Below are 25,628 nucleotides of genomic sequence, written 5' to 3'. Positions count from 1 at the left end.
TATAGTTGCGGTAGGGTTGGGGCAGATTCTAACTAGAAATGGTGGTCGCTACCGGTTGTTCTCGACATACTCGAGCCATTCGATTCGATCATCATGCGAAAGGAACTGCCATGGATCTTGCAATGGCGCAGCGGCTCGTCGATCGCCGCAAAGCTGCCGGGCTTTCTCAGGAAGCACTTGCTGCCCAATTGGGTGTGAGCCGCCAGGCTGTCAGCAAATGGGAACGCAGCGAATCCTCGCCCGATACCGATAACCTTATTGCGCTCGCCGCGCTGTATGGCGTGTCGCTCGATGAGCTGCTGTATGGGGAGACAGCTGGAGACGGCAACGGCGGCACCGAGGCTTCGGATGAAACCGAAGAGACTGAGAACTCCACTGACAATGCCCACTGTGGTGACAAGCCGCTTGTCGACATTTCCCTTGCGCGCGGTATCCACGTTATCGATCCCGAAAAAGGCGAAGAGGTTCATGTTGGCTGGAACGGCATCCACGTAACCAATGACCGCAAGGGCGAAGAGGTCCATGTGGGGCCGGGCGGCGTGCACGTCGATACGCTCGAAGATGATGGGCATAGCGTGCACACCAATGCCGACGGCACCGTCACTATCGACGGCGAGACGTTTTCCAGCTGGAAGGAGGCGCACGACAAGCTCGACCATCATGGCAAGCGCTTCCACACCAAGCTTGGACGCGCGTGGAACAAGTTTCCCTTCCCCGCGCTTATCGCCCTCGCCTATCTGGTGCTCGGCATTGTCTACGGCACGTGGGGCATGGGGCTCTTCCTCGTCTTTTTGATTCCCGTCTACTACGCCATTGGCGACTTTATCGACCGGCGCCGCCTGTCTAAGCTCATCGGCAGTGTCTATCCGGCAACTGCCATTGCCTGGTTCCTCTACATGTGGCTCTGCCTGGGACAACCCCATCCTGCGTGGGTAATCCTCGTCACCATCCCCGTCGTGGGAGCACTCATGCACTGGTGCCGCAAACAATGGAAGCACCACAAGCAGGCCTAGTTTGCCCCGTCCCGCCGGCAAGCCCCAGCCGACGACCCTCCCCCTAAGTTGCGGTGGAATAGTTCCTGTTTTCGCCTTTGATGAGGCTATTCAGGAACTATTCCACCGCAACTCACGACAGACGGGGGCAGTCGCAACACGGAAAATGGCATCGGGTCAATGGCTTGCCAAGAAAAGGGCCTATTTACTACGTTTACCTCAAGAGGGTCAACCATGACCGCCTGTTTCGAAAATCGACAAGCCGTCTACCTGTGGTTTTATTTTTCATTTTCCCGGCATGGTCGAGGGCATTCAACTAAACGTAGTAGATAGGCCCATTTTGCGGCATACGACCTATTTAAAATCGGCGGCAAAGGTCGAGGTTCCCCTCATCCACGCCGAACAGCACGATTACCAGAAAGTTGCGGTGATATAGTTCCTATTTAAGGCCCAAATGACCCATCTAGGAACTATTCCACCGCAACTTAGCAAGACATCCAAGGAGCTGGCATGAGGATCGCCGAGGTTTCAAAGGAGTATGGCATTTCCGCCGATACGCTGCGCTATTACGAGCGCATTGGCTTGTTGCCTCGTGTACACCGCAACGAAAATGGCATTCGCGACTACGATGAACAAAACTGCGCGCGCATCAAGTTCGTCAAGTGTATGCGTGGCGCAAGCGTCTCAATCGAAGCGCTCATCGAATATATGCAGCTCTTGGAACAGGGCGACGGCACCATGGCGGCGCGCAGAGCCATTCTCGAAGAACAGCGCGACCAGGTCACCGAGCGCATTGCCGAAATGCAGGCCGGTCTCGATCGCCTCAATTACAAGATTGCCCACTACGACGACCTCATCCACGCCTGCGAGCAGAAGATAGCAAAGTAGCAAACGCCAGACCGCCCATAAGCTGCCCGGCGTTTTCCCAGATAAAACCTGCCAAAATAAACCTGTCCCTTTTTGACAGGTTTGACGAGCGGAGGAAATATGCGAGACGTAGCCGAAAGCGACTGGAAACTGTATAAGAAGCTACTCCCTGAATGGCAAGAGCGCCATATGGAGGAGCTCATCGACCAGTACATCGAGATACTGAACGGCAGCGGCGAAGCCTCCAATAGGTTTTGGGCGCTAGAAGAGCGTATCAATAGGGATAAGCTGTCCTCAGGAGTGCTGGCGAACGACATTCGCCGCAGCACAATGCATCGCGAGATAGCCAACTTACTTATCGACAACGTAATAACCCTCGACGATCTTGACGGTTTTACCGAGGACATTAAGAGCTGTGCGCAACACTGGCTTGCCCAGTAAGAGCACTGAACGACAGACATCCCCAGCAAAAACGGGCCAAACGTCGGGTCGCCCGTAGGCGCCCGGCGTTTGGCCAGGTAAAACCTGCCAAAATTAACCTGTCCCTTTTTGGCAGGTTACTCGGCACTCTTGAGGGCGCCGACCATGTCGATCTTGTTGAGGGTACGATTGGTAGCGAGGTTGACGATAAACGTAAAGCCAAAGGAAAGCACCACGGCGAGCACGAAGCTCAGCGGCTCGACCTCGACGTCAAAGTACAGCGACGGCATCTGCAAAATGTAGGTAAAGCTCTCGGCAAGCAGGCCACCCAGTGGCTCGCCCAGTACGGTGCCAATCGCCGTGAGGATTAACGTCTCCTTGTTGACGTAGTGGTGCACCTCGCCGCGGCGGAAGCCCAGCACCTTAATGGTCGCCAGCTCGCGCTCGCGCTCGGAGATATTCGTGTTGGACAGCGTAAACACCACCACAAACGACAGGCACGCTGCCATAAAGGTCACGAGCACCACGACAGAATTGATAATCGTAAAGTTCGCCTCGTAGTTCTGCCAATGTTCGGCCGTGCTCGAGATGGTGAGCCAACCATCGCTCTTAATCTTCTTGCTAAACGCAATCTGGTCAGAAGATGAGCCCTTAAGCAGCACAAAGATGCCGTTGAGGCGTGCGCTTCGACCGAACGCACGCTCATAGGTGCCCTGCGTCATGTAAAGCGTGTTGCCCAGATAGTTAAGCGAAATGTCGCTGACTTTGACCTTGGCAACATTGAGCGACGAATCCTGGACGTGAGCCGTATCGCCCGGCTGAATCCCCAGCACCAGCTGTGAACTTTTGCTCAGATACACGTCTCCGTCACGCAAAAACAGCGGTTCTTTGGACTCATCCTCCAGGCGCACGTAATCGCCCAAGTCACCCGTGCGGTCATCGGGCACCACGATCAGCTGCACGGTCTCGCTCTTTCCGCCGAATGTAAAGGTAACGTTGTCGGTCATAATCGGCAGCGTCGAAGTCACGGTCACGTTGGAATCATTGGCCGCGCTGCGCCCATCCAATGCCGCGCACGTCTGCGAAAAATCGTCGGGATTGGCGACCGCCAGCAGGTCGTAGCGTGTGATGTGGCCGTACTGCTTGGGCGACAGCGCGACCGACGTGTCGCGGATGCCCATACCGCAGATCACGAGCGCCGTGCAGCCCGCGATGCCAAAGATGGTCATAAAGGCACGCTTTTTGTAGCGGAACAGGTTACGCGCTGCCACCTTGTTCAAAAAGCCCATGCGGTGCCAGATAAGGCCGATACGCTCAAGCAAGATGCGCGAGCCGGCGCGCGGGGCCTTGGGACGCATGAGCGAGGCTGGGGTCTCGGCCATCTCGTGACGACAGGCGATAATCGTGGCGCCCACCACGCCCACGGCAAACAGCGCCACCGAGACGATTGAGGACACGATGTCGTACGAAAGCAGCATCTGGGGCAGTGAGTACATGTCGTCAAACACCGTAAACAGGAACAGCGGCAGGCCCACGAATCCGATGATGTTGCCGAGCACGCCGCCAATCAGACAAGCCCACAGCGAGTAGTCCACGTATTTGGACAGGATGCGCCCGCGCGAATAACCGAGCGCCTTATACAGGCCGATGAGCGTGCGTTCCTCCTCGACCATACGCGTGGCGGTGGTGAGACTGATGAGCACGGCGACGATAAAGAAGATGAACGGGAACACCGTGGCGATGGCCTCAATTGACGAGCTATCGCTCTCCACGCTCGAGTAGCTTGCGATATTGCCGCGGTCCTGGATGTACCACGTGCATTCGCCTAGATCGGAAAGCTCGGCGCGGGCATCGGCAAACTGTTGGTCGGCGGCGGCGCGACGCTGGTCCAGGTCGGACTGCGCTTGTACGCGCTCCTCGCTGCCCTCTGCCATGCGGTTGATGTTATCCTGCTCGATCCCAAAGAGCATATTCGCCTGGCGCTCGGCCGCATCCAAGCTTGCCGGCGTGTCGACCGTCAGCTCCTGAGCGCGTGCCTTCTCACGCTCCTCGCGGATCTTCTCGATATTGCCCTTGGCCTCATTAATCTTTGCCGTATAGGTATCGGAATAGGAGTTAAGGTCCTTGGCCCCCTCAACGACCACGTGGATTGCAGAATAGGACGAAGACGTCGCGGCGTCCTCGCTCACATAGAACTTGTAGTCGGCAGCCGAAGCGGCACGGAAGGCGTTGACTGTCGAGTCGGAGCTCACATCAGTAGGATCGAGAACCTCGGCCGTAATGGTGTAATCGCCCGCAGCAAACTGGTCCTTGGCGCTTTGGTTCGACGAGCTCGCATCATTGGCGGCAAAACTCACCGTATCGCCGAGCTTTTTGCCCGAAGCCTTAAGGAACTTCGAAGTCACCGCGACCTCACCGGCGCTCTCGGGCAAATCGCCGCTCACCAGCACCGGTTGATCGATATTCTCCTTGGAAAGACTCTGCACGACCACGCGCTCGCGCGTTGTGCCCACGGCGGTGTAGGCGGTCTCGGTGTAGATACCCTCGGCCGTCTCGACGCCGTCGACCTCTTGGATAGCCGCAAGATCGTCGCGCGTAAGGCCATAGGTCGACTGCACGTTAATGTCATAGACATTCTGCTGGTCAAAATAGGCGTCGACCGAATCGCACAGATCATCGCAGCCCGCCTTAAGACCGCACATCACACTCACGCCGAGCGCGGTGATGACCACGATGGACAAGAAGCGCTTAAGACTGCCTCGGATTGTGCGGTAGATGCCACGGCGAAACACCGCCGGCACCATATCGTTTGAGCTTTGGGCAGTGCGGTAGGTCGTAAAATCCTGCTCTCGCTCCGCGTTCTGCGCGTCGCGGCGTAGGCTGTTTTGGCGGTCCTGATTCATGGGCGCTACCACTCGATTGTCTCGATCGGCACGGGATTTTGCTGGACCGTCTCGCTCTCCACGCGACCACTCTTAAAGCGGATCAGGCGATCGGCCATGGGCGCGAGCGCGGAGTTGTGCGTGATGATGATGACCGTAATGCCCTGCTTGCGGCAGGTATCCTGCAGCAGCTGCAAGATCTGCTTGCCGGTTTTATAGTCGAGTGCGCCCGTGGGCTCGTCGCACAGGAGCAACTTGGGGTTTTTGGCCAGCGCGCGGGCGATGGACACACGCTGCTGCTCGCCGCCCGAAAGCTGCGCCGGAAAGTTGCCCAGGCGCTCGCCCAGGCCAACCTGACGAAGCGTTTGCTCGGCATCGAGCGAATCGGGGCAGATTTGCGCCGCGAGCTCAACGTTTTCGAGCGCCGTCAGGTTGGGGACCAGATTGTAGAACTGGAAGACAAAGCCGACGTCGGCGCGGCGGTATTCCACGAGCTGCGCCTCGTTGGCGGAGCTCACGTCGCGCCCGTCCACCGTTACGGTGCCGGAGGTTACCGTGTCCATACCGCCCAGGATGTTGAGCGCCGTGGTCTTGCCGGCACCAGAAGCGCCCAGAATGATGGCGAGCTCGCCGCGCTCGACCGTAAAACTCGCGCCGTCGAGCGCGTGAATGCGGGCGTCGCCCTCGCCGTACGCCTTGATGACGTCTTTGAATTCGATATAGGCCATCGATCGCTTCCAATCTGGTCGGATAACTCTTTAGTATTACCCATTTCGCACCGACCAAAAAGGGACAGGTTTATTTTGGCAGGTTTTATATGGGGAAACGGGGAGCGCAGGCGGGCGCCGGGAAAACAGAGAAATCATCGACGGGGTCAGGCCGACCGCCAAACACAACGCACGCATCTCTATCTGTCAGCCGAATCATTCGAACAGCTGTTCGTTTCTATGATATGATCCCGCTATCTAAGTAGGCCAATACGCAGAAAGGCGGCCAACATGGCGTTCGACTTTAAGAAGGAATGCAAGGAGCTCTACAAACCTGCAAGCAAGCCGAGTATCGTAACCGTCCCGCCTATGAGCTACGTTGCCGTTCGCGGAAAGGGCAACCCAAATACCGAAGGTGGCGAGTATCAAAACGCCCTGCCGCTACTTTACGGCATCGCCTATACCGTCAAGATGTCGAAGAAAGGCTCAAGGAGTATCGAGGGCTATTTCGATTTTGTGGTGCCGCCGCTCGAGGGATTCTGGTGGCAAGACTCCCCGAGCGGCGACATCGATTATGTACGCAAGGACGATTTCAACTTTATCTCGTGCATCCGCCTGCCCGATTTCGTCACCCGAGATGACTTTGACTGGGCAGTCGCGGAGGCCACGACCAAAAAGAAACTTGACTTTTCCGCCGTTGAGCTGCTTAAAGTTGACGAGGGTCTCTGCGTTCAATGCATGCACACCGGGCCCTACGACAACGAACCGGCGACCGTAGACGCTATGCATAAATACGCGACCGAGCAGGGCTATGTCCCCGACTTCTCAGACACCCGTTTACATCACGAAATCTATCTCTCCGATCCACGCAAATGTGCACCGGAGAAACTTAAGACCGTGGTTCGTCATCCCATCAAGCGCGCTGAATAGCGTGGGGCGTCATTTCACGCGCTAGGTTTTAAGCCAACCAACCAGCCGCCTCCTAGGCCGTCCGGTAATTATCTTGACGCGGCCCGTCACATCTTATTAATTTGTTTTGCTAAAGCTGGAAAGCCTCTCAACGATGCGCAACTCCAGCTCTTTTTATATCAAGAGGCTTAAATGAAATACCAGAAGTCGTGGATCAAAGCAGGATGCAGTTTCCGCCCACGCCCTCTCCCGCCGGCGTTTCCCCAGATAAAACCGACCAAAATAAACCTGTCCCTTTTTGGCAGGTTTTAGAGGCGGACGGTAAAGGTGATCTGGTTGCCGTGGCCGCAGACAGAAGCGCTCCCGCCATGGGCTTCGGCGATGGCACGCACCACGGATAGGCCCACGCCCGAGCCGCCCGTCTTGGAGCTGCGCGACACGTCCGCACGATAGAAGCGGTCGAACAATCGGTCCAGGTCGCCTTCGGGCAGCTCGTCCACGGCGTTCGATACGACAAGCTCGGCGGTGCCCTTACCCTGACCGCGCAAGGCTGCGCGCAGGCTCAGCTCAATCACGCTGCCCTCGCTTGCGTAGCGTGTGGCGTTGTCCAGCAGTAGCTCAACAACCTGCGCCACTGCTGCGGCATCGGCATAGGCCCGCACACCGCTCGCGATCGACGTCGACAGCCGCTTTCCGCGCGAAACCGCCACCGATTCAAACGGCGCCGCCGCCTTGTCCACTGCCTCCGAAAGATCGATCGATGTCATAGTAAAGCCCGCCGAGCCCTCGTCCATGCGAGCCAAAAATACCAGACGCTCCGTGAGCGCCGTCAACCGTGCAACCTGTTCGTGAATGCTCTGCGTCCACTCGCTCTCGCCGCTCTCAATTTCCTGCACCTCGTTAGCGGCGTCGATCACAGCTAGCGGCGTCTTGATCTCGTGGCTTGCATCGGTAATAAAACGCTTTTGCTTGCTGTAGCTCTCGACCATCGGTCGAATCACCGCGCCCGAGGCACCCGCTACAATTGCCAGCACCGCCAACCAGCCAATGCAACTGATTGCCACGCTCGCACTCAAAAACGAATGAAAGCTTGCAAGCTCGCGCGAGCAGTCCACGAACACATAGGTGGTCTCGTCGTCTTGAGCTGTAATCGCATAGCGGTAGTTGCCAGAAAACCCAGAGGTCATGCCTTTGGAATCCAGTCCCGCAGCAATACGGGCAGCACGCTTGGCGCCCACTGCGGCAATGCGGGCGGTATTGACATCGATCACCTGCCCATCGACAAGCGCCACCGTAAAGTAGCGCGTGTCGAAGGGAGACTCCGCCGTCATACCTTCAAAATGCCCCACGCGAACGCCCTCTCGGTTACCGGCAGCAACTTTACCGGCACACATATCCTGGCTGGGATCGTTCGCGGGCTCATCCTCCCAATCAATGCCGCCCTTGCCCGCCACGATGTAGCCCAGGCGCGCATCGGCCATTTTACAGACATGCGAATAATTAACGATGTTGATACCAGCAATGATGAGCGTGAGCACCACGGTCACGGCGCCCATGGCAACCAGGATAAACTTACGACGCAGGCGGCGGCCCAATGCGTCAGCAGCATTTGCCCGCCCCGTACTGTTCGAGGCGGCACGAAACTGCTCCGTCATGCGATTCCACCACGTGCGCACGCTCACGCCTGCTCGCCTTCCTCGACAACCTCGAGCGAATATCCCTGATTGCGCGACGCTCGGATAGCCACGTTGGCACCCAGAGCTGTCAACTTTTTGCGCAGGTACGAGATGTAGACCCACACCACGTTGGCACCCTCGGGCGCGTCCTCACCCCAAACCTCGAGCATCAGACGTTCGGTGGGCATACGCGTGCCGGCGTTGCGCATAAAGAGCTCCATAAGCTGAAACTCACGATTGGCCAGGTGTTCCTCGCCCAAGGGGCCCACAAGCGTGCACGATGCCGTGTCGAGGCGCACGTTGCCCACGCTGAGCGTCGTGGCGTCAATTGCCGTCGCGGCACGCGTCATGGCTCGAATGCGAGCGAGCAGTTCCTTGGCGGCAAACGGCTTGGTCAGGTAATCGTTGGCACCGGCGTCCAAGCCCTCGACCTTATCGGACACCTCGCTTTTTGCCGTAAGCATGATGATGGGCAGGCGTTTGCCGGCCTCACGCGTGCGCTTGAGCACCTCGATGCCATCCATGCCGGGCATCATGATATCCAGGATCGCGGCGTCATAGTCGTTGGCAAGCAGATACTCGAGCGCCGTCAGACCGTCGAGGGCGGTGTCGACCTCGTAGTCGCTATGTTGAAGAATCGCGGTAAGGGCACGGGAGAGGCCGGGTTCGTCCTCGGCAAGCATCAGCTTCATAGTTGTTCCTTTGGCGCACGGCTCTACAGGTTTCGATACTGCCGATGATAGCGCACCAAAAGCTGCCTTAGCGCAGCCTTAGCTGCTCAACCGGCGCGTTTTTAAATGCGCAGGATATGGCTTAGCCAAACTTAAGGCGCAAATGCCGAGCGCTTTGACGCATGCCAGACGCGAAGGAACAGCGACTCGTCCTTTTGCGGCGTCCTAGTTTACGCAAAGTGTTCGAGCGCTAGTCCTCGTACGCGCCCTCAAGCCGCAGCAGCCGCTCCTTGCGGTCGAGGCCACCGGCATATCCATTGAGCGATCCGTCGGCCGCCACCACGCGATGGCACGGCACGATAATCGAAATAGGGTTGCGAGCGACCGCAGCCCCTACCGCACGAGGAGACACAACGGGATTCTCGTTCCCCGGCACCCGATGGCGGGCGGCGACACGAGCCGCAATCTCGCCATACGTGGCGACCTCGCCACGCGGAATAGAAAGCAGTTCATACCAAACTTCACGCTGAAACGCCGTACCGATCATATGCAACGGCGGCGTATACCGAGGCTCCTGCCCTGCAAAATAAGCATTCAGCCAAGCCCAGGAACGCTCAAGCACCGAAGAAGCCGCACCATGAGCCGGACTCACCGACGACATACCACCAGCACCGGAAACCGCATCGACACCTTCAACGTGCTCCGCATCTTCTTTGAGCAGCGTAGAGCCAAAATGCTCCTGCCCCTCAAACCAAAGCCCTGTCAAACCGCGGCCATCAGCGGCAAGCAGGATTTCGCCCAAAGGCGAAGCAAACGTCGTCGTGACCACCAGCGGCTCCTTTCAAAACTCCGCAACATAATACCGCGAATTGTGCAGACAACCCCGCAGATACGTCTGGGCGGGCTCGCAATTGCTTAAGCGAGGGCGCTTTCCCCAATCAAGCGAAGAAGACGCAGAGCTTCGACGCCAAAGCAGTACCCCTACCAGCTGAGTTCTAATACTTTTCCCGAGAAGTGAACGAGTAAAAACGAAGCCCCGGAGCATCCACACCTTTAGACCGCAAAACCGCAGGATTCGCACAACAAAACCGCAGGAAATAGCGGTCAAAATATGCCAATGCCTCGGGGGTCCAAATAAGGTCGTTCACTTCTCGGGAAAAGTATTAGACCCCGATTCGTCCCAACCCCAAAGTCACCTCAGGCGGCAGGCGCGAAGCGCCGAGGCCGCCGCCGGGACCAGGGCCCGCAACAGCCGCGCGCCCCCACATCAGCCCAGCGGCCCCAACCAACAACGGCCCCATCGCAGGCCGCTTGCAGCAGCGTCACCGCAGGCGGGGGCCGGGCTTGGTTTTCAGAACACTCCGCAGACCAGTGTGGCGCCTTGTCCGCGGCTCCGAAGGAGCAGGACAAGGCGCCACACATGATCGAGGACGTTCTGAAAACCAAGCCCGGCCCCCGCCGGACAGGTCGCACTACTCGCAGAGCAGCTTAGCAATCTGGACGGCGTTGGTTGCCGCGCCCTTACGGATTTGGTCGCCGCAGCACCAGAAGGTGATACCACGCGCAGCCTCGGGGTTCGAGATGTCGCGGCGCACGCGACCGACCCAGATCAGGTCCTGGTCGGACGTATCCATCGGCATGGGGAAGCGGTCGTGCGCATCCTCGGCGCTCATGTCGTCAACCAGCTTCACGCCCGGAGCGGCAGCCAGCGCAGCACGGGCTTCCTCGACCGTGATGTCGCGCTCAAACTCGAGCGTAATGCTCTCGGAATGCGAACGCAGCACCGGCACGCGCACGCAGGTGCAGTTCACACGCAGCTCGGGCAGGTGCATGATCTTGCGGCCCTCGTTTTGCAGCTTCATCTCCTCGGAAGTAAAGCCCTCCTCCTTGACGCCACCGATCTGCGGAATCAGGTTGCTCGCCAGCTGAGCGGCAAAGGCGCGCGGCTCGGGAATCTCCTCGCCACGGCCCAGGGCGGCAAGCTGTGCTTCGAGCTCGGCCATACCGGGGGCACCGGCGCCCGAAGCCGCCTGGTACGTCGAGACAATCATGCGCTTCACGCCGGCGAGCTGATGCAGCGGCCACGTGGGAACCAGGCCGATGATGGTCGCGCAGTTGGGATTGGCGATAAGGCCGTGATGCCACTTGATGTCGTCGGCATTGATCTCGGGCACGACGAGCGGCACCTCGGGATCCATGCGGAAGGCATGGCTGTTGTCGACCACGACGGCGCCACGCTTGACGGCCTCGGGCAGCAGCTCCTTGGCGATGTCGTCGCCAGCGGCGCCAAGCACAATGTCGCAGCCCTCAAAGGCCTCGGGGCAAGCCTCTTCGATTACGATCTGCTCGCCGCGGAACTCAACGGTCTTGCCCGCAGAGCGCGCGCTCGCCAGCAGCTTGAGCTTACCGACCGGAAACTTCTGCTCGTTGAGGCACTCAAGCATCTGGGTGCCCACGGCTCCCGTCGCGCCCAAAATAGCAACCGTGTACTGTTTCATGCTTCCCCCTTTAAAGGTTGTGGCTTTTGCCCGCACGCCGAGCAGGCCAATTATTGTTGCCAGTGTATACAAGAACGGGGCGGGCACGAAACCCGCCCCGTCGAAACGAAACCGAAACGAAACGCCCCGCCGTAGATTTTGAGACATGACTCAAAAATCTAGCGAGATAGCAGCTACTTGTGGAGCGCAACCAGAGCGGGATCGACCGGCGCGGAAGCCTCCAGGTCGGAGACCTTCACAATGCCGTTCTCATCGGAGAAGGCACGGTAAATGGTCCGAATCGCCAGGTCGAAGTCCTTCTCCTCGACACCGATAATGATGTTGATCTCGTCGCAGCTCTGCGAAATCATACGCACGCTCACGCCGGCCTGGCCAAGCATACCAAACAGATGGCCCGAGATACCTGCGCGGCCGCGCAGGTTACGGCCGACGGTAGCGATGAGCGCCAGGCCCTCGACAACCTCGATCTCGAGCGGCTCTACCTCCTGTTGAATGTCGCCCACAAGCGAGTACAGCGAATCGTGCACATCCTTCTCCTGCACCACGGCGCCAAAGCGGTCGACACCGGTGGGCATGTGCTCGACGGAAACGTCATAGCGCTCGAAGACCGAAAGTGCGCGGCGCATAAAGCCAACGCGGGGCTTGGTGCGGTCGCGGGCGACGTTGATGGCGACAAAACCGCGCTTGCCGGTCACGCCGGTAATGATGGGCTCGGCCTCGCCCTCATCAGCCGTCTCGCTAATGATGGTGCCGGGGTCCTGCGGCGCATTGGTGTTCTTGATGACCAGCGGAATACCCGCCTCGCGCACGGGGAACACGGCCTCCTCGTGCAGGACGCTTGCGCCCATGTACGAAAGCTCGCGCAGCTCCTCGTAGGTAACGCGCGCAATGGGCTGAGCCTCGGGAACAATACGCGGATCGGCAGAATAGAAGCCCGAGACGTCGGTCCAGTTCTCGTACAGGTCGGCGCCCAGGCACTTGGCCAGGATCGAGCCCGAGATATCGCCGCCGCCACGATCGAGCAGCTTGATCTGGCCCTCACGCGTCGCGCCGTAGAAGCCAGGCATAACAAAGCCGCCCTGCTGGCCGTACTCCTGCACCAGCTCGGAGGTGCGGTTCATGCTGAGCGTACCGTCGTGATGGAACGCCACAACCGTCGCGGCGTCCAGGAACGGCAGGCCCAGGTACTCGGCCATCAAGCGAGCGGTGAAGTACTCGCCGCGGCTCACGAGCTCCTCGGTAGAGTAGCCGCCCGAGCGGGCGCGCTCGGCAAAGGCCGCGAACTCCTCGCGGATGGGATAGGTGAGCTCCAGCTCGTCAGCGATATCAAAATAGCGCTGGCCAATGTCCTCGAGCAGTTCCTCGCACGACACGTGATACTTAACGTGCGCGTTAACCAGGTAGAGCAGGTCGGTCACCTTGGTGTCGCCCTTAAAGCGGCGGCCGCAGGCGGAAACCACCACAAAACGGCGGGCAGGGTCGGCATCGACGATGGCCTTGATCTTTTTGAAGTGTTCGGCGTCGGCGACCGACGAGCCGCCAAACTTGGCAATCTTAATCATGGGCTTGAGGTTACCTTTCTAAAAGCCTCTGCAAACCTGTTTTGCGCGCTCTGATACCATGGTTTCACCGATTGGGACCAAGGCATCCGAGGAGCAGTGTTATATGGGAACTTATCATAGTACACGAGGACGCACTTTATCGTGCTCAAGTAAGGTGGCAATCCGCACCGGCATCGCTCCCGACGGGGGTTTGTTTGTCTCGGACGAGCTCGGCACCCAGCAGCTCGATATCAGCTCGCTTGCAGATAAATCGTACTTTGAAATCGCTCAAGATGTGTTGGGAATGTTACTGAATGATTACACGGCCGAAGAAATTTCGGCGTGTGTCGACGAGGCATACCGCGGCACGTTCGCGAGTGAAGAGGTTACGCCGCTCGTCAAACTCGACGCTGCGCCGGGCGCTGACGCCCCTCAGACCTATGTGATGGAGCTCTTTGGCGGCCCCACGAGCGCCTTCAAGGACGTCGCCCTGCAGATGCTCCCCCGTCTGATGGCCCGCACTTCCGCCAAGGACGGCGGCGCCGAGCGCATCATGATCGTCACCGCCACGTCGGGCGACACGGGCAAGGCCGCACTCGCCGGTTTTGCCGACGCGCCGGGCACGGGCATCACCGTCTTTTATCCCGAGGGCAAGGTCAGCCGCGTGCAGAATCTGCAGATGTCCACGCAGGAGGGCGATAACGTCGCCGTCTGCGGCATCCGCGGCAACTTTGACGACGCCCAGAGCGCCGTCAAGCGCATCTTTGCCGATAAGGAGCTTGCCGAGCGTCTGGAGGCTGCCGGCACGGTGCTTTCGAGCGCCAACTCCATCAACGTCGGCCGCCTGGTACCGCAGGTCGTCTACTACTTTGCCGCCTATGCGCAGCTGCTGCGCGCCGGCGCCATCGAGGCCGGCGACGCCGTTGAGTTCTGTGTGCCCACCGGCAACTTTGGCGATATCCTGGCCGGCTACTACGCCAAGCGCATGGGTCTGCCCGTCGCCAAGCTCGTCGTGGCGAGCGACAAGAACAACGTGCTTGCCGACTTCCTGACCACCGGCGTTTACGACCGTAACCGCCCGTTCTTCACGACCATCTCGCCGTCGATGGACATCCTCATCAGCTCCAACCTGGAGCGCATGCTGTACTTCCTGTCCGATGGCGACTGTGAGCTCGTTGCCGGCCTTATGGAGCAGCTGGCGCAGACTGGTCGCTACGAGGTGCCCGCCGAGCTGCTGGCCAAGATTCAGAGCGTCTTTGGCTGTGGTTGGGCCAGCGAGGACGAGGTCCGCACTGCCATCAAGAGCTGCTGGGACGCGAACGGCTACGTGATCGACCCGCACACCGCTTGCGGCTATCACGTCTTTGAGCAGGTCGCTCCCGCCGAGGGCGCCAAGGCCCGCGTGCTGCTTTCGACCGCCAGCCCCTACAAGTTCCCGCGCGCTTGCTGCGACGCCCTGGGCCTCGACGTTCCCGAGGATGATTTTGAGGCTATGCGCGTACTCGAGCAGGCCACCAACACGGTCGCCCCGACCCAGCTCGCCGAACTCGAGTCCAAGCCCGTCCGCTTCGAAGACGTCTGCGACGTCGACGAGATGGCAAGCTACGTCGAGTCCGCAGCAAAACGAATGAGCACCAACTAAACCCCTTATTAAGCGCCGGCGAAAGCCGGCGCACTTTCTTTTATCAGATACCCACCGGGATGATGACGAACTGACATGCGGGTCTGCCTGTTTAGTTCGTCGCGAGTTCCGCACGAGCCGGAAAGCACTTAATGTGCTTTCCGAGCGAGCCAGGACCGCCCGAGCAGCGAACTAAACAGGCAGACCGCCCAGGAGATTCCCATGATCAAAATCACCGTCCCAGCAACCAGCGCAAACCTAGGCATCGGCTACGACACCCTTGGCATGGCCGTCAGCCTCTACTCGCACTTTACCTTCGAGCACGCCGACAAGCTCACCATCACGGGTTGCCCCGAGGAGTTCCAAAACGAGAACAACCTAGTCTACGTGAGCTTTGTGGATGCACTGGCTGCATGGGGCGAGCCGGCCTTCCCCGTCGCCATTGACATTCAGACTGACGTTCCCGTCGCCCGCGGCCTGGGCTCCAGCTCCACCTGCGTCGTCGCCGGCATTATGGCCGCCGCCGCACTGACAGGCCACACCGTCGACCGCGCCGAGCTCGTCCGCATTGCCACCGAGGTCGAGGGCCATCCCGATAACGTCGCCCCCGCCATCCTGGGCGGCGCCGTCTGCTCCTTTACGCCGACCGATTCGCTCCCCCAGTGCCTGCGCTACGAGGTGAGCGATCGTTTGCGTTTTATTACCGTGATTCCACCTTACGAGGTGCACACGAGTGAGGCACGCAAGGTCGTGCCGCAGGAGATTCCGCTCTCCACCGCCGTGTGGCAGATGGGCCGCATCGCCGGCATGACGCGCGGCTTGGAGACTGGTGACCTGAACCTGATTGCCGCCGCTAATGACGACCGCATTCAGGAGCCCTATCGTCGCCGCCTGATTCCCGACTACAACGCCGTGCGCGACACCTGCCTTAACGGCGGCGCTAAGACCATCTGGATTAGTGGCTCGGGCTCGACCCTCATGGCTGTAACCGACGATACCATCGTGGCAAAGTTCCTGCAGGTCAAGCTGCGCGAGCAATTCCCCAAGTGTGAGACGCATATTCTGACGTGCGACACGGAAGGCGCTCAAATCGAGTACCTGTAGACATCGCCGATCGGTCTGTCCGGGCCATCCGGGGGCTTCCCCTTAAAAACGTCCTCGCACTTGAGGCCCGCTTATCCTGCTCCTTCGGAGCTGCGGATAAGCGGGCCTCGTGCTGCGGAATGTTTTTAAGGGGAAGCCCCCGGATGGCCCTATGGTAACGTTACTAGCGATGTCTACAGGGACCCACGCTTTGAAGGGGCGCCGGGCTGAAATTATGGCCTTTTATTGATAGGGGCTCTTGCTAGGCTGGAGCGCTTATTAGAGGCAGGCCTCGGCGATGCGCTTTTTGAGCTCGTCGATACCCACGCCGGTCTGGGAGCTCGTGATGATCACATTCTCGGCCGGGACGTTGAGCTGCTTTTTGATAGCTGCTGCTTGGCGGGCCTGCTGGGTGCGGCTGAGCTTGTCGGCCTTGGTAAGGCAGACGATAAAGTTGAACTCGTTGCCCTGCAGATAGTCGATCATGTCGTGGTCGAGCTTACTGGGGTCGTGGCGGATATCCACCAGCGACACAACCAGGTTAAAGCTGCGCTCGGAGTCGAAGAAGTCGCCGATGAGCTCGGCCCAGCGATCGCGCTCAGCTTTGGAGCGACGGGCGAAACCGTAACCCGGCAGGTCGACAAAGTGCACATCATCGGCCTCAAAGAAGTTGATGTTACTCGTCTTGCCCGGCGTACTCGAAACCTTGACCAGATTCTTGCGGCCAAAGAGCTTGTTCATAATCGACGACTTGCCTACGTTGGAGCGGCCGACAAAACTTACCTCGGGACAGGTGGACTCGGGAATCTGTGAAACCTTGCCGTAGCTGGCGACGAACTTGGCAAGCTGGTAGTTAATGGAATCGGCCATGGACACTCCTTGGTCGTAGGTCACTTACAACAAACGGGTTAGCACGCTGCAGCAATGCGGCGAACGATATCGAGCGTGATGCTACTCGCGGTGTGGGCATACTCATCCAGATCAAACTCACGCTCGCAAAATGCATCGTATGCCTCGTCACAATTATCGCTGATGGCGCGCAGCACCAAGCAATCGACACCGTTCTTGGTCGCGATATGGGCGATTGCCGCGCCCTCCATCTCGACACAATCGGCGTGCGTCGCCTCGATGGCGGCATTGCGCATAACATCGCCCGTCACAAAGCGGTCGCCCGTGGCAATGGTTCCGCACAGGAACTGCTTGGGGTCATCGCCCGCAGCGGTATCGAGAACCCCGGCATCGACAAAACCATGATCTTTGAGCACGGCACCGGCAATCTGCACGAGGGCACCCGTTGAAGCAAACTCCTCAAGTTCCGGAGCAGACTCTGCGATGAGTGCCGTATCGGTATCCAGATAGCGCAGGCACCTGCCTATAACCACGTCGTTAATATGAAGTTTAGGGTTTAAACCACCCGCAATACCCGAAAACACAACAGCCTGCGGGGCATATTTGCTAATGAGGTGCTGCGTTGCAGCGGCAGCATTCACGGTACCCATGCCAGCAGTCGTGGCAACGACCGTCAGGCCGTCAAGCTCGCCGCTTACGACTGTCAGACCGGCCTCCTGTGCTACCTGCGCACCGTCAAGCTCCTCTTTAATCTGCGCGACCTCTTTTTCAAGTGCCCCGATAATCGCGATGGTGGCCATACCGTCCCCCAAACCCATAAACAACTCGTATCCACGTATGGTACCAGCAATTAAGAGCTATTCGAAGCCGTCACATCACACTCGATGCCATTTAGGAGCATATGAACACGGCAAGCTTTGTGATTCCAAGACTAGAACGTTTCGGTCACCAAGGGCTAGGACAATACGGCACGCATGTCATATAGCGCAGAGGCTATCTGCGAAACCAAGGCACCCGACTGATCACTCCAAGGCATAGACGCCATGATGCTCATGACGTAGGCATGATCGTCCGCATCGATAAGCCCCGCATCACAGGTCGAATAGTAACCGTCCTCGCAGATCCAGCCGCCTTTGTTGCGCACCAAAACCTGATTGTCCGCGATGCCGTCACGAATAAACGATCTCGTCGTAGCGGCAAGGAGTCCCGACAGCCACTGCGAGGTTTCGGTGTCCCCGTTAAGATACTCGCTCATCTCGTGCCACAGCTTTGCCGAGGAACATGGGCAATAGGTGGGAAAATCGCTCATGACATCGAGCGGGACGTCATCGATATCGAGGCTTGCCACCCAATCCTCATAACCATCTTGGTCGAACGCGCTGCGCAATGCGATATACGAATCATTATCCGAATTAACAACCGCCGCCTCAATCAGGTCTCGCACCGTCTGCCAACCCATGCTAGAGCTGCCATAGGTGCCCAAGGGATCATCAAGCGACACCTGCCCCGTCTCGACCAATGATTCGCAAATATAGAGCGCGTACGGTGCCTTATAGCTACTGGCGCCGTATATCTCAAGATTGCTGTGGTACGCAACGCCCTCACCGCTTGTCAGGTCGTAGAACACAAAGCCGACCTCTCCCAATTCCTCGGCTTTTGCGACGGCATCTTCGAGCGCCGCAAGCTGAACGTTTGAGCATGCGGGCGCCTTGCCGCCCACAAGCGAAAAGGCCTGAATCGCGTCACTCGCGGGAATGTCGTTAAAGTCTGCCATCGATAAGCCGGCCTGCAGACCAACCGTCGATAGAGCCTGCTTTGCCTCACACTTTGACTTTGAGGCTTTTTCATTTTGCGCTTGTACTGTCGCGTCGCCGGATAAGGTCGCCCGCTGCGATGCATAGGTCTTGGCGGTCATTGCGAGGATAATGACCGTCAGAACAGCAACTCCGGCAATAGCAAGCCTTGCCACGCGGGAACGAATAACGCTAAGGCCACAACATGACGCGCCCGGCACTTCCTGTTTATCGCCATGCCGGGGCGCATATCCGCTCCGCGATGCGTTGTTTCGCACGTGGCCTCCTGACTGCCGCCATTTATATACAGGAAGCATAATAGCGAGCAGGTATTTCTTTCCCAAAATATTCAGCAAGGTTTAAGGTGATTCTAAAGAAACCACAGGTGTTTCTATGCACATCAAACAAATCTGTTGCGTATTTCACCGCAGCTTTAACCAGTTTTTTGGGACGGGAGCCCTTTTAGCTGCCCTTAGCCGATAGCCGACCTGAGCTCGGCGCGGCGTTTTTTCATGCCGGCCATGACGGCGTTGCGCAGCTCGGGCATGCGCGCGGTGTCCATCTGGGGCACGCCATCGAGCTTATAGGGAATCCCCAGCTGCTCGTATTTGACGATACCCATGGTGTGATACGGCAGCATCTCCAGGCCGACCACGTTATGCCACGGGGCGATCAGGCGACCGAGCGCCTCGCACTCCTCCACCGTGTCGGTAATGCCCGGCACCACCACGTGACGGATAACGACCTTAATCTTGCGACGGGAAAGCTCATCGCCAAACGCCAGAATGCGTGCGGGATCGCAACCGGTCAGCTTTTTATGCTCAACTGGATCGGCATGCTTGATGTCGAGCAGCACCATATCGGTCTCGTTGAGAACGGCATCGAACTTCTCGGGGCGGTTGGGATCAAACGCATAACCGCAGCTATCCAGGCAGGTATGCACGCGGCCATCGGGGTTGTTGTGCATGGCGCGGAACAGGTCGGCCAAAAACTCGGGCTGCAGAAGCGGTTCGCCGCCCGAAACGGTAATGCCGCCACTGCGATAGAACTCATGGTTGCTCTGGAACTCGTCCATCAGGTGCTCGACGGTCACCATAGTGCCGCCATTGACCGACCAGGTATCGGGATTGTGGCAATATGCACAACGCATAGGACAGCCCTGGACAAACACCACAAAGCGGATGCCGGGTCCGTCGACCGTTCCCATCGTTTCGATCGAATGCACGCGGCCCAGGGAAAATGCGGAGTCCTCGGGACGAGCGTCCACACCCTCGAGCGTCATCTCAGCCATTCCCGCTACCTTGCCTCTCTTTAGTTTTTGCTACATACATGCCAGAGCCATTCTAGCCCATACATATGATGCTGAAACGGTTTAGCGCTCAATTGGGCCGCCCTATTTAGACGTACGCAAAAGCGGCGGGAAGGTTATCGCAACCCGCCCGCCGCCGTGGCAATAGATATCGATGACGCCGGCCTTTATGCCTTGAGCGTGAGTACCGCACCAAAGGCGGTCGGGCCGCAATGGCTCGAGATCACACCGCCAACCTGAGTCCAGGTAACGTCCTTAAAGCCCAGATCGTGCGCATAGACTTCCATGTCGTCGCGCAGCTCCTCGGAAAGACCCACCGAATACGCCAGGCCAATGTGCGAGTAGTCAATCTCGCCCTTCTCAACCATGTGATCGATAAAGGCGCGAGCGCACTTGAGCATAGAGCCGCGGAACTTCTTAGTTGCCACGAACTTGCCACCCGTCACCTCAATGCAGGGCTTAATCTTGAGCAGATGGGCACCGAGGAATGCCACGTTGGACAAACGACCACCTGCCTTAAGGAAGGCAAGGTCGGTAGGAACAAAGCCCAACAGCACGCGGTCCATCACCGAATTGGTGAAGGAGAATATTTCGTCGACGGTGGCATCGGGATGAGCCTCAATATACTTGGCGGTCTCGACGACAACGAGTGACTGGCCCACCGAGACAAAGCGCGTGTCCATGGAGAACACGTAGTCGCGCCCCTGGGCCGCAATCTTTGAAGACTGATGCGAACAGGTCGTGGCCTCGGAATATGCAAGATGCAAAATGGTCGCGTCGGGCTGCTCGGCATGAATGCGGTCGTACACATGCGCAAAATCCGCTGGCGAACAGCCACTGGTCTTGGGCATCACACCTAACTCGTTGCAGCGCGAGTAAATCTCAAGCGGATCGATGGAGCCATCCTCGACGGTCTCGTCGCCAATCGTGACATGCATGGGTACACGCACGATGCCATAGCGTTCGCAGAGCTCCGGCGTCACATCCGAACCAGACTCAACCACGATTACGTACTTGCCCATTATCATCACGACCCATCTCGACGTTGGTTATTTATTACGCGCGCACGCCCGTCGCCCAATTGAACAACGACTCCCAAGCACCAGAGAGACGCCGCCCTTCGCCACAACAAAGGACAGCGTCTCCCTGAAATACTCCGTGCTTGCATGAGATTCTACACGGTTTAGTAATGAGTGTTACTTACTCCGCAAACGGTAGCTATATGCGATAAACGGTAGCCACCAAGAAAGCCCGTGTATCCAAAACGCCATGGTCACTCACAATGCGGCTAGCGAGCCAGACGGTAAAACTCCATCGAGGCGTCGCCCTCGGCGCGCAACTGCATCGCCGGCGCCGCAGACGAATAGGTGCGGCTCGTAAGCGCAACCTCGCCGTCGTTGACAAATACCTCGAGCATCGTGGCATCCGAAAGGACTCGCAGGCAGTAAAGCTCGTCGAGCTCAACCGACCTCTTGTCGCGTCCATAGCCCTCATCGCCCATATCAAGTGTGAGCATTCCGTTGGCAAAGCACACGACAACGCCCTCACGAACTTCCAGCTCAATGGACTTCGTCCCCCGGCACGACACGACGGCATCAAACAGTCGACCAGGAGAGCCGACGGTCTCTCCGGCGGTCACCGAAACACGCTCCTTGCGCAGTTGCTCAACCTCGCGCGCGGGCCACTGACAGAGCTTACCGTCGCGCATATTCAGCACCCTCGGCACGGTAAGCGCGCACTGCCATCCGCGTTCCACCGTCGGGTTTTGAGCCGTTGCATCGGGGCAGCCGGCCCAACCGATCATAATCCGTCGACCGTCGGCATCTGCAAATGATTGAGGGGCATAGAAGTCAAAACCCGCATCGACCATCGGGGGCATGCCCTGCCCGACGATTTTAAAGCTCGGCGCCTCCCAATCGGCCTCGATGGGAAACCACACGCACTGATGCGGATTGCGGTAACGCCAGCCATTGGCGGGCACGCCCTGCGGACAGCAAACGAGAATAAGCTCACCATCGAGCTCAAACAGATCGGGGCACTCCCACATAAAGCCAAACTTCTCGCCCAGCTCAATGCGCGTCGCATAGCTCCAGTCCTCTAGATCGCGCGAGGTATAGACAAGCACGCAGCCACGGTCATCTTTCGTACGAGCGCCGAGAACCATGTAGTAGATACCGTCGTGTTCAAGGATCTTGGGGTCGCGCACGTGCGTACCGATATCGTCGGGGTAATCGACCGGCCCAACAGCTATGCGCTTCTCGCCCAATTCGTCGGGGTTCTCGGCAACCATATGAATCTGGTTTTGCTCACGACCCGTCAACACGTAGTCGTAATCATCGCGGTCAAAAAGCTTGACGTTGCCGGTATAGAAGTAGTGAATCTTGCCATCACGCACAAAGGCAGAACCAGAATACGCTCCACTTGAATCCAAATCGGAATCGGGGAACAGCACGGGACCGTGATTCTCGTACGTCACAAAATCCTTTGTCGTCAGATGGTTCCAAAGCACTGGACCGCCATGCGCAGCATCAAACGGATCGTATTGATGATAGATGTGATATGTATCACCAATCTGAACCAAACCGTTGGGGTCGTTGAGCCAGCCGAGCTCAGGCTCCACATGAAACAGGAGTCTATCGGGGTCGGACGCGATGCGAGCCGCCGTCTCATCCTGTCCGGCTCGCCACTGCTCATAGTCCGCGCGTGTCACCTTATTTTTTTGATTAAACATCGCCATTGACCTTCTCGTCTATAGGGAAGGACGCTCGACTCACACGAGCCGAACGCCCTTCCTCAAATGGACTTATCCGCAGATTGCACTGAACGGCTCAACTAGAAGCTAACGTCGAAGCCAGCGCCAGCGCCCTCTTCATCGGTGGTCGGCACGCCCTTTGCCTTGTTGTAGGCAAAGATCAAAACGATCGGCACAATAAAGGCGATGAGATTGCCAGCCACATACCACACGAGGGTCTCGGGCGTGACGATGAGCAGGCCAAGCACGCCGGTCAGACCCTGACCGATAGCGCGTACCTCAAAGAGTTTCACGAAGGCACCGCCGCAGCCTGCACCGATGCAAGCGCAGATGAACGGAATGATCGAGTAGCGCATGTTTGCAGCAAAGATAGCGGGCTCGGAGATTCCGACCAGCGTCGGGATAAAGGACGACATGCAGATGTTGCGCTCTTTGGAATGCTTCTTGTGAATGAGATACATGCCGATGGCGCCGCCGCCCTGGGCGATGATGGAAACAGACCAGATAGCCTGAATGTAGTTGAAGCCGGTCGTGGCAACGAGATTAGCCTCGATACCCTGGATGAACTGATGCGTACCGGTAACGACGAGCGGTTGCAGGAACGCAGCGAAGACAAAGGCACCAAAGACGCCCATCCTGTTGTACAGGACATCGATTACGCCGGCAAGGACGTCGCCGATCAGGTTGCCGAGCGGGCCAAACACGGTGAACAGGGCAACGTTGGCAAGAATCAGGGTGACGGTCGGGACAAAGACAAACGAGACGACCTCGGGAATGTACTTCTGGGCAATCTTCTCGACCTTGGCCATAAACCAGGCAGTCAGGATTGCAGGGAACACGCCGCCCTGGAAAGCAACCATGGGAATGGAGAGCGGACCAAAGTTCCAATACTCAGCACCCGTCGGGTCCATAACAAACGCGTTGCGGTTCATAAGGCTCGGATGAACCATGACGATACCGACGAGGATGCCCAGGATCGGGTTACCGCCAAAACGCTTGACCGCGCTGTACATAACCAGGACAGGCAGGTAGTCGAACGTGGTGGCGATAATGGCAAAGAAGCTTGCGAGGTTCTTGAGGAACTCGCTGTGATCGGCGAGGCTGCCCTCCATGCCAAAGAGGCCGTTGGCAACGATCAGCGACTTAAGGCCGATGATGATAGCAGCGCCGACGAAGGCGGGAATGATGGGGATAAAGATGTCCGAGAATACCTTGAGGACCGAGAAGAACTTGCCCTTCTTGTCCGCCTCGGCGCCCTTGACCTCGGAAGCGCTGATCTCCTTAACGCCCGTCAGAGCCATAAACTCATCGTAGACCTTGTTGACGGTGCCGGTACCGAAGATAATCATGAGCTGGCCGCTGTTGTACAGCACGCCCTTGACGCCATCGATGTTTTCGAGCTCGGCCTTGTTGTACTTGCTCGTATCCTTGAGCACCAGACGCAGACGCGTAACGCAATGCGTGGCACCCTCGATGTTCTCCAGACCGCCGACGTTATCGACGACTTGCTGAGACACTACTTTGTAGTCCATGTTCCTCTCCATTCCCTTACGAAATCATAAGACGTTTTGTGGCCATTACAGAGACGCGATCGTTGCATTTGCGCACTTGAGCGTACCGTCGGTGACCGTCAGCGCCACACCCTGGCCCTGCTTATTGCAGAAGCGCGCGTTGAGCGCAACATCATCGACAAAGATGGTCGCGATGTCGTCGTCGACGACCAGACGCACATGGTGAGTGCCCTCGCCCTTAAAGAACAACGGACGCTCGAGGCCCATGTTGTTGACCTGGAACCACGGGTACTGGGGAGCCGGCGTGAACTCGAGCTTGCCCTCGCGCAGGTTGGCGCGGAACTCATAGGCAAGACCGGTCTCGGCGTCCTCGGCGAACTTGACCGAGAAGCCGGCAGCGTTACCGCCGAGCTCAATGTCGGCATCGAGCAAGTAGGTGGAGCCGGCATCTGCGGCGAGCACCTGCTCGACCTTGCCCGACTCGCAGGAAAGCTCAAAGGTCTCGACTGCCTTAGCCTCGCCAAAGGCGCCAAGCATGCTGTCGGGGAGCTTGGTGCCGAGCGTTCCGTCGGCACGCTGAACGATCTCGAGGGGCATAAAGGTGCCACCCCATAGGTAAGAGCTGGGGTCGCCGCCCTCGTCACGCGTAGGAACCCAACCAAAGAGAACGCGACGCTCGCCATCGAATGCGGTGCGAGCGGCGTAGTACGCGCGGCCGTCGAAGGAGTCGTCAGCGGGGGTAATCCAAGGACCGTTGATGGACTTGGACATGCGGTAACGGGTCTTGTTGCCGTCGCTGTACTCGGAAAAGACGAGGTACCACCAGTCGCCCATCTTAAAGAGATCAGGCATCTCGAACATGGTGTACAGGCCCGGATTCCACCAGTCGCCCTGGAACTCCCAGGTATCCAGGTCCTTGGAGGTGAACTTGACCAGACGACCGGTCATCAGACGCTTGTCCTCGCCCACACGCGTGCCGAGGATGAGCATGTACTCTTCGTTCTCCTCATCCCAAAGCACAAAGGGATCGCGCCAGTTACGGTCGTCGTAGCCCTCCTGGGGCGGAAGCAGCGTCTCGGCGATGTTCTTCTCCCACTTGACGGCGTCGTCGCTCGTTGCGTGAAGAAGAACCTGCTTCATCAAACGTGCGCGGACCTTATCGCGATTGCAACCAGTGTAGAGCGCATGGTACTTGTCGCCCACCTTAAACACCGTGCCGGCATAAATGTACTGGTCGACTTCCTCGTCGCCGCCGCGCTCAAGGCTCTCGCCAAAGTCCTTGTAGTTGACGAAATCCTTGGTCGTAGCGAGTGCCCAGCCAAACGGCTCTCCGAAAGGTTCGGGGTTACGCGTGTCACGCTGATGATAGAGATAGAACGTGCCGTCCTCGCCGTACGGCATGATGTCGCCTACCCAAATTCCCTCAGGCTGGTAATACACCTTGTGCATCCGAGACTTCCTTTCCACGACATACTAACTCGGTACAATGGCAAGATATGTTAATCGTTTTCATATGTCAAACGTTTTCACACCAATACGTCTTTTCG

21 protein-coding genes are annotated in these 25,628 nt (G+C 58.1%); 6 read left to right on the top strand and 15 right to left on the bottom strand.

The features are described from left to right. Positions 1-110 precede the first annotated feature (110 nt). The 3 genes from AB5Z14_RS00295 (at position 111) to AB5Z14_RS00285 (ending at position 2,300) form a co-directional block, all read left to right on the top strand. Positions 111-1,013, top strand: coding sequence for a helix-turn-helix domain-containing protein (locus AB5Z14_RS00295; protein ID WP_368129846.1), 903 nt, complete (start codon positions 111-113; stop codon positions 1,011-1,013). A 489-nt stretch (positions 1,014-1,502) separates the two neighbouring features. Then, positions 1,503-1,880 (top strand): MerR family transcriptional regulator, encoded by a 378-nt coding sequence (locus AB5Z14_RS00290; RefSeq protein WP_368129845.1) that lies wholly within the window; start codon positions 1,503-1,505, stop codon positions 1,878-1,880. A gap of 168 nt (positions 1,881-2,048) precedes the next feature. Next, the gene (locus tag AB5Z14_RS00285; RefSeq protein WP_368129844.1) at positions 2,049-2,300 is read left to right on the top strand and encodes a hypothetical protein; all 252 of its coding nucleotides are present in this window, start codon (positions 2,049-2,051) and stop codon (positions 2,298-2,300) included. Positions 2,301-2,416: 116 nt separating this feature from the next. Here the strand turns inward: AB5Z14_RS00285 and AB5Z14_RS00280 are convergent, their stop codons facing one another. Continuing rightward, on the bottom strand, positions 2,417-5,182 hold the full coding sequence (locus tag AB5Z14_RS00280; RefSeq protein ID WP_368129843.1) for an FtsX-like permease family protein: 2,766 nt from the start codon (positions 5,180-5,182) through the stop codon (positions 2,417-2,419). A 5-nt stretch (positions 5,183-5,187) separates the two neighbouring features. Then, positions 5,188-5,889 carry an ABC transporter ATP-binding protein gene (locus AB5Z14_RS00275; protein ID WP_099432161.1) on the bottom strand — a complete coding sequence of 234 codons (702 nt, stop codon included), beginning with the start codon at positions 5,887-5,889 and terminating at the stop codon, positions 5,188-5,190. A gap of 270 nt (positions 5,890-6,159) precedes the next feature. On the opposite strand from AB5Z14_RS00275, the gene AB5Z14_RS00270 reads away from it, so the two are divergent. Continuing rightward, a complete protein-coding gene (locus AB5Z14_RS00270; protein ID WP_368129842.1) occupies positions 6,160-6,798 on the top strand; it encodes a GyrI-like domain-containing protein in 639 nt (212 codons plus the stop codon). Between the two features lie 287 nt (positions 6,799-7,085). Here the strand turns inward: AB5Z14_RS00270 and AB5Z14_RS00265 are convergent, their stop codons facing one another. The 5 genes from AB5Z14_RS00265 to AB5Z14_RS00245 form a co-directional block, all read right to left on the bottom strand. Then, positions 7,086-8,459: a sensor histidine kinase gene (locus AB5Z14_RS00265; protein ID WP_368129841.1), complete on the bottom strand. Its 1,374-nt coding sequence runs from the start codon at positions 8,457-8,459 to the stop codon at positions 7,086-7,088. Beyond that, positions 8,456-9,145, bottom strand: a complete 690-nt coding sequence (locus tag AB5Z14_RS00260) for a response regulator transcription factor (RefSeq protein WP_368129840.1) — start codon at positions 9,143-9,145, stop codon at positions 8,456-8,458. The genes AB5Z14_RS00265 and AB5Z14_RS00260 overlap by 4 nt, the downstream gene beginning before the upstream one ends. Positions 9,146-9,374: 229 nt before the next feature. After that, positions 9,375-9,953 (bottom strand): methylated-DNA--[protein]-cysteine S-methyltransferase, encoded by a 579-nt coding sequence (locus AB5Z14_RS00255; RefSeq protein ID WP_368129839.1) that lies wholly within the window; start codon positions 9,951-9,953, stop codon positions 9,375-9,377. Positions 9,954-10,596: 643 nt separating this feature from the next. After that, positions 10,597-11,622 carry an aspartate-semialdehyde dehydrogenase gene (locus tag AB5Z14_RS00250; protein WP_368129838.1) on the bottom strand — a complete coding sequence of 342 codons (1,026 nt, stop codon included), beginning with the start codon at positions 11,620-11,622 and terminating at the stop codon, positions 10,597-10,599. A gap of 173 nt (positions 11,623-11,795) precedes the next feature. Further along, entirely contained in the window at positions 11,796-13,184 is a 1,389-nt protein-coding gene (locus AB5Z14_RS00245) for an aspartate kinase (protein WP_368129837.1), read from the bottom strand. Between the two features lie 103 nt (positions 13,185-13,287). Between AB5Z14_RS00245 and thrC the strand changes: the two genes are divergently transcribed. Together thrC and thrB are read left to right on the top strand one after the other, a co-directional pair. Then, positions 13,288-14,805, top strand: coding sequence for a threonine synthase (gene thrC / locus AB5Z14_RS00240; protein WP_368129836.1), 1,518 nt, complete (start codon positions 13,288-13,290; stop codon positions 14,803-14,805). Positions 14,806-15,006: 201 nt separating this feature from the next. Continuing rightward, positions 15,007-15,888, top strand: a complete 882-nt coding sequence (gene thrB / locus AB5Z14_RS00235) for a homoserine kinase (protein WP_368129835.1) — start codon at positions 15,007-15,009, stop codon at positions 15,886-15,888. A 258-nt stretch (positions 15,889-16,146) separates the two neighbouring features. On the opposite strand, the gene yihA is transcribed toward thrB, so the two are convergent. From yihA to AB5Z14_RS00195, 8 genes are all read right to left on the bottom strand, one after another. Continuing rightward, complete coding sequence (gene yihA / locus AB5Z14_RS00230) at positions 16,147-16,737, bottom strand: ribosome biogenesis GTP-binding protein YihA/YsxC (protein WP_195362208.1); 591 nt, start codon at positions 16,735-16,737, stop codon at positions 16,147-16,149. Between the two features lie 38 nt (positions 16,738-16,775). After that, positions 16,776-17,534 carry a 5'-methylthioadenosine/S-adenosylhomocysteine nucleosidase gene (gene mtnN, locus AB5Z14_RS00225; RefSeq protein ID WP_368129834.1) on the bottom strand — a complete coding sequence of 253 codons (759 nt, stop codon included), beginning with the start codon at positions 17,532-17,534 and terminating at the stop codon, positions 16,776-16,778. Positions 17,535-17,671: 137 nt separating this feature from the next. Then, positions 17,672-18,787 (bottom strand): serine hydrolase, encoded by a 1,116-nt coding sequence (locus tag AB5Z14_RS00220; RefSeq protein ID WP_368129833.1) that lies wholly within the window; start codon positions 18,785-18,787, stop codon positions 17,672-17,674. Positions 18,788-18,981: 194 nt separating this feature from the next. Next, positions 18,982-19,800 (bottom strand): pyruvate formate-lyase-activating protein, encoded by an 819-nt coding sequence (gene pflA, locus AB5Z14_RS00215; RefSeq protein ID WP_368129832.1) that lies wholly within the window; start codon positions 19,798-19,800, stop codon positions 18,982-18,984. 185 nt (positions 19,801-19,985) lie between these two features. Next, entirely contained in the window at positions 19,986-20,840 is an 855-nt protein-coding gene (locus AB5Z14_RS00210) for a DegV family protein (protein WP_368129831.1), read from the bottom strand. 266 nt (positions 20,841-21,106) lie between these two features. Then, the gene (locus tag AB5Z14_RS00205) at positions 21,107-22,549 is read right to left on the bottom strand and encodes a glycoside hydrolase family 32 protein (RefSeq protein ID WP_368129830.1); all 1,443 of its coding nucleotides are present in this window, start codon (positions 22,547-22,549) and stop codon (positions 21,107-21,109) included. Positions 22,550-22,650: 101 nt separating this feature from the next. After that, the gene (locus AB5Z14_RS00200; RefSeq protein WP_368129829.1) at positions 22,651-24,102 is read right to left on the bottom strand and encodes a PTS transporter subunit EIIC; all 1,452 of its coding nucleotides are present in this window, start codon (positions 24,100-24,102) and stop codon (positions 22,651-22,653) included. Between the two features lie 45 nt (positions 24,103-24,147). After that, positions 24,148-25,530 (bottom strand): family 43 glycosylhydrolase, encoded by a 1,383-nt coding sequence (locus AB5Z14_RS00195; RefSeq protein WP_368129828.1) that lies wholly within the window; start codon positions 25,528-25,530, stop codon positions 24,148-24,150. Positions 25,531-25,628 lie beyond the last annotated feature (98 nt).

Source organism: Collinsella aerofaciens, assembly GCF_040910265.1.
Classification (GTDB): domain Bacteria; phylum Actinomycetota; class Coriobacteriia; order Coriobacteriales; family Coriobacteriaceae; genus Collinsella; species Collinsella aerofaciens_BK.
This window is presented reverse-complemented; position numbering and strand designations above follow the sequence as displayed.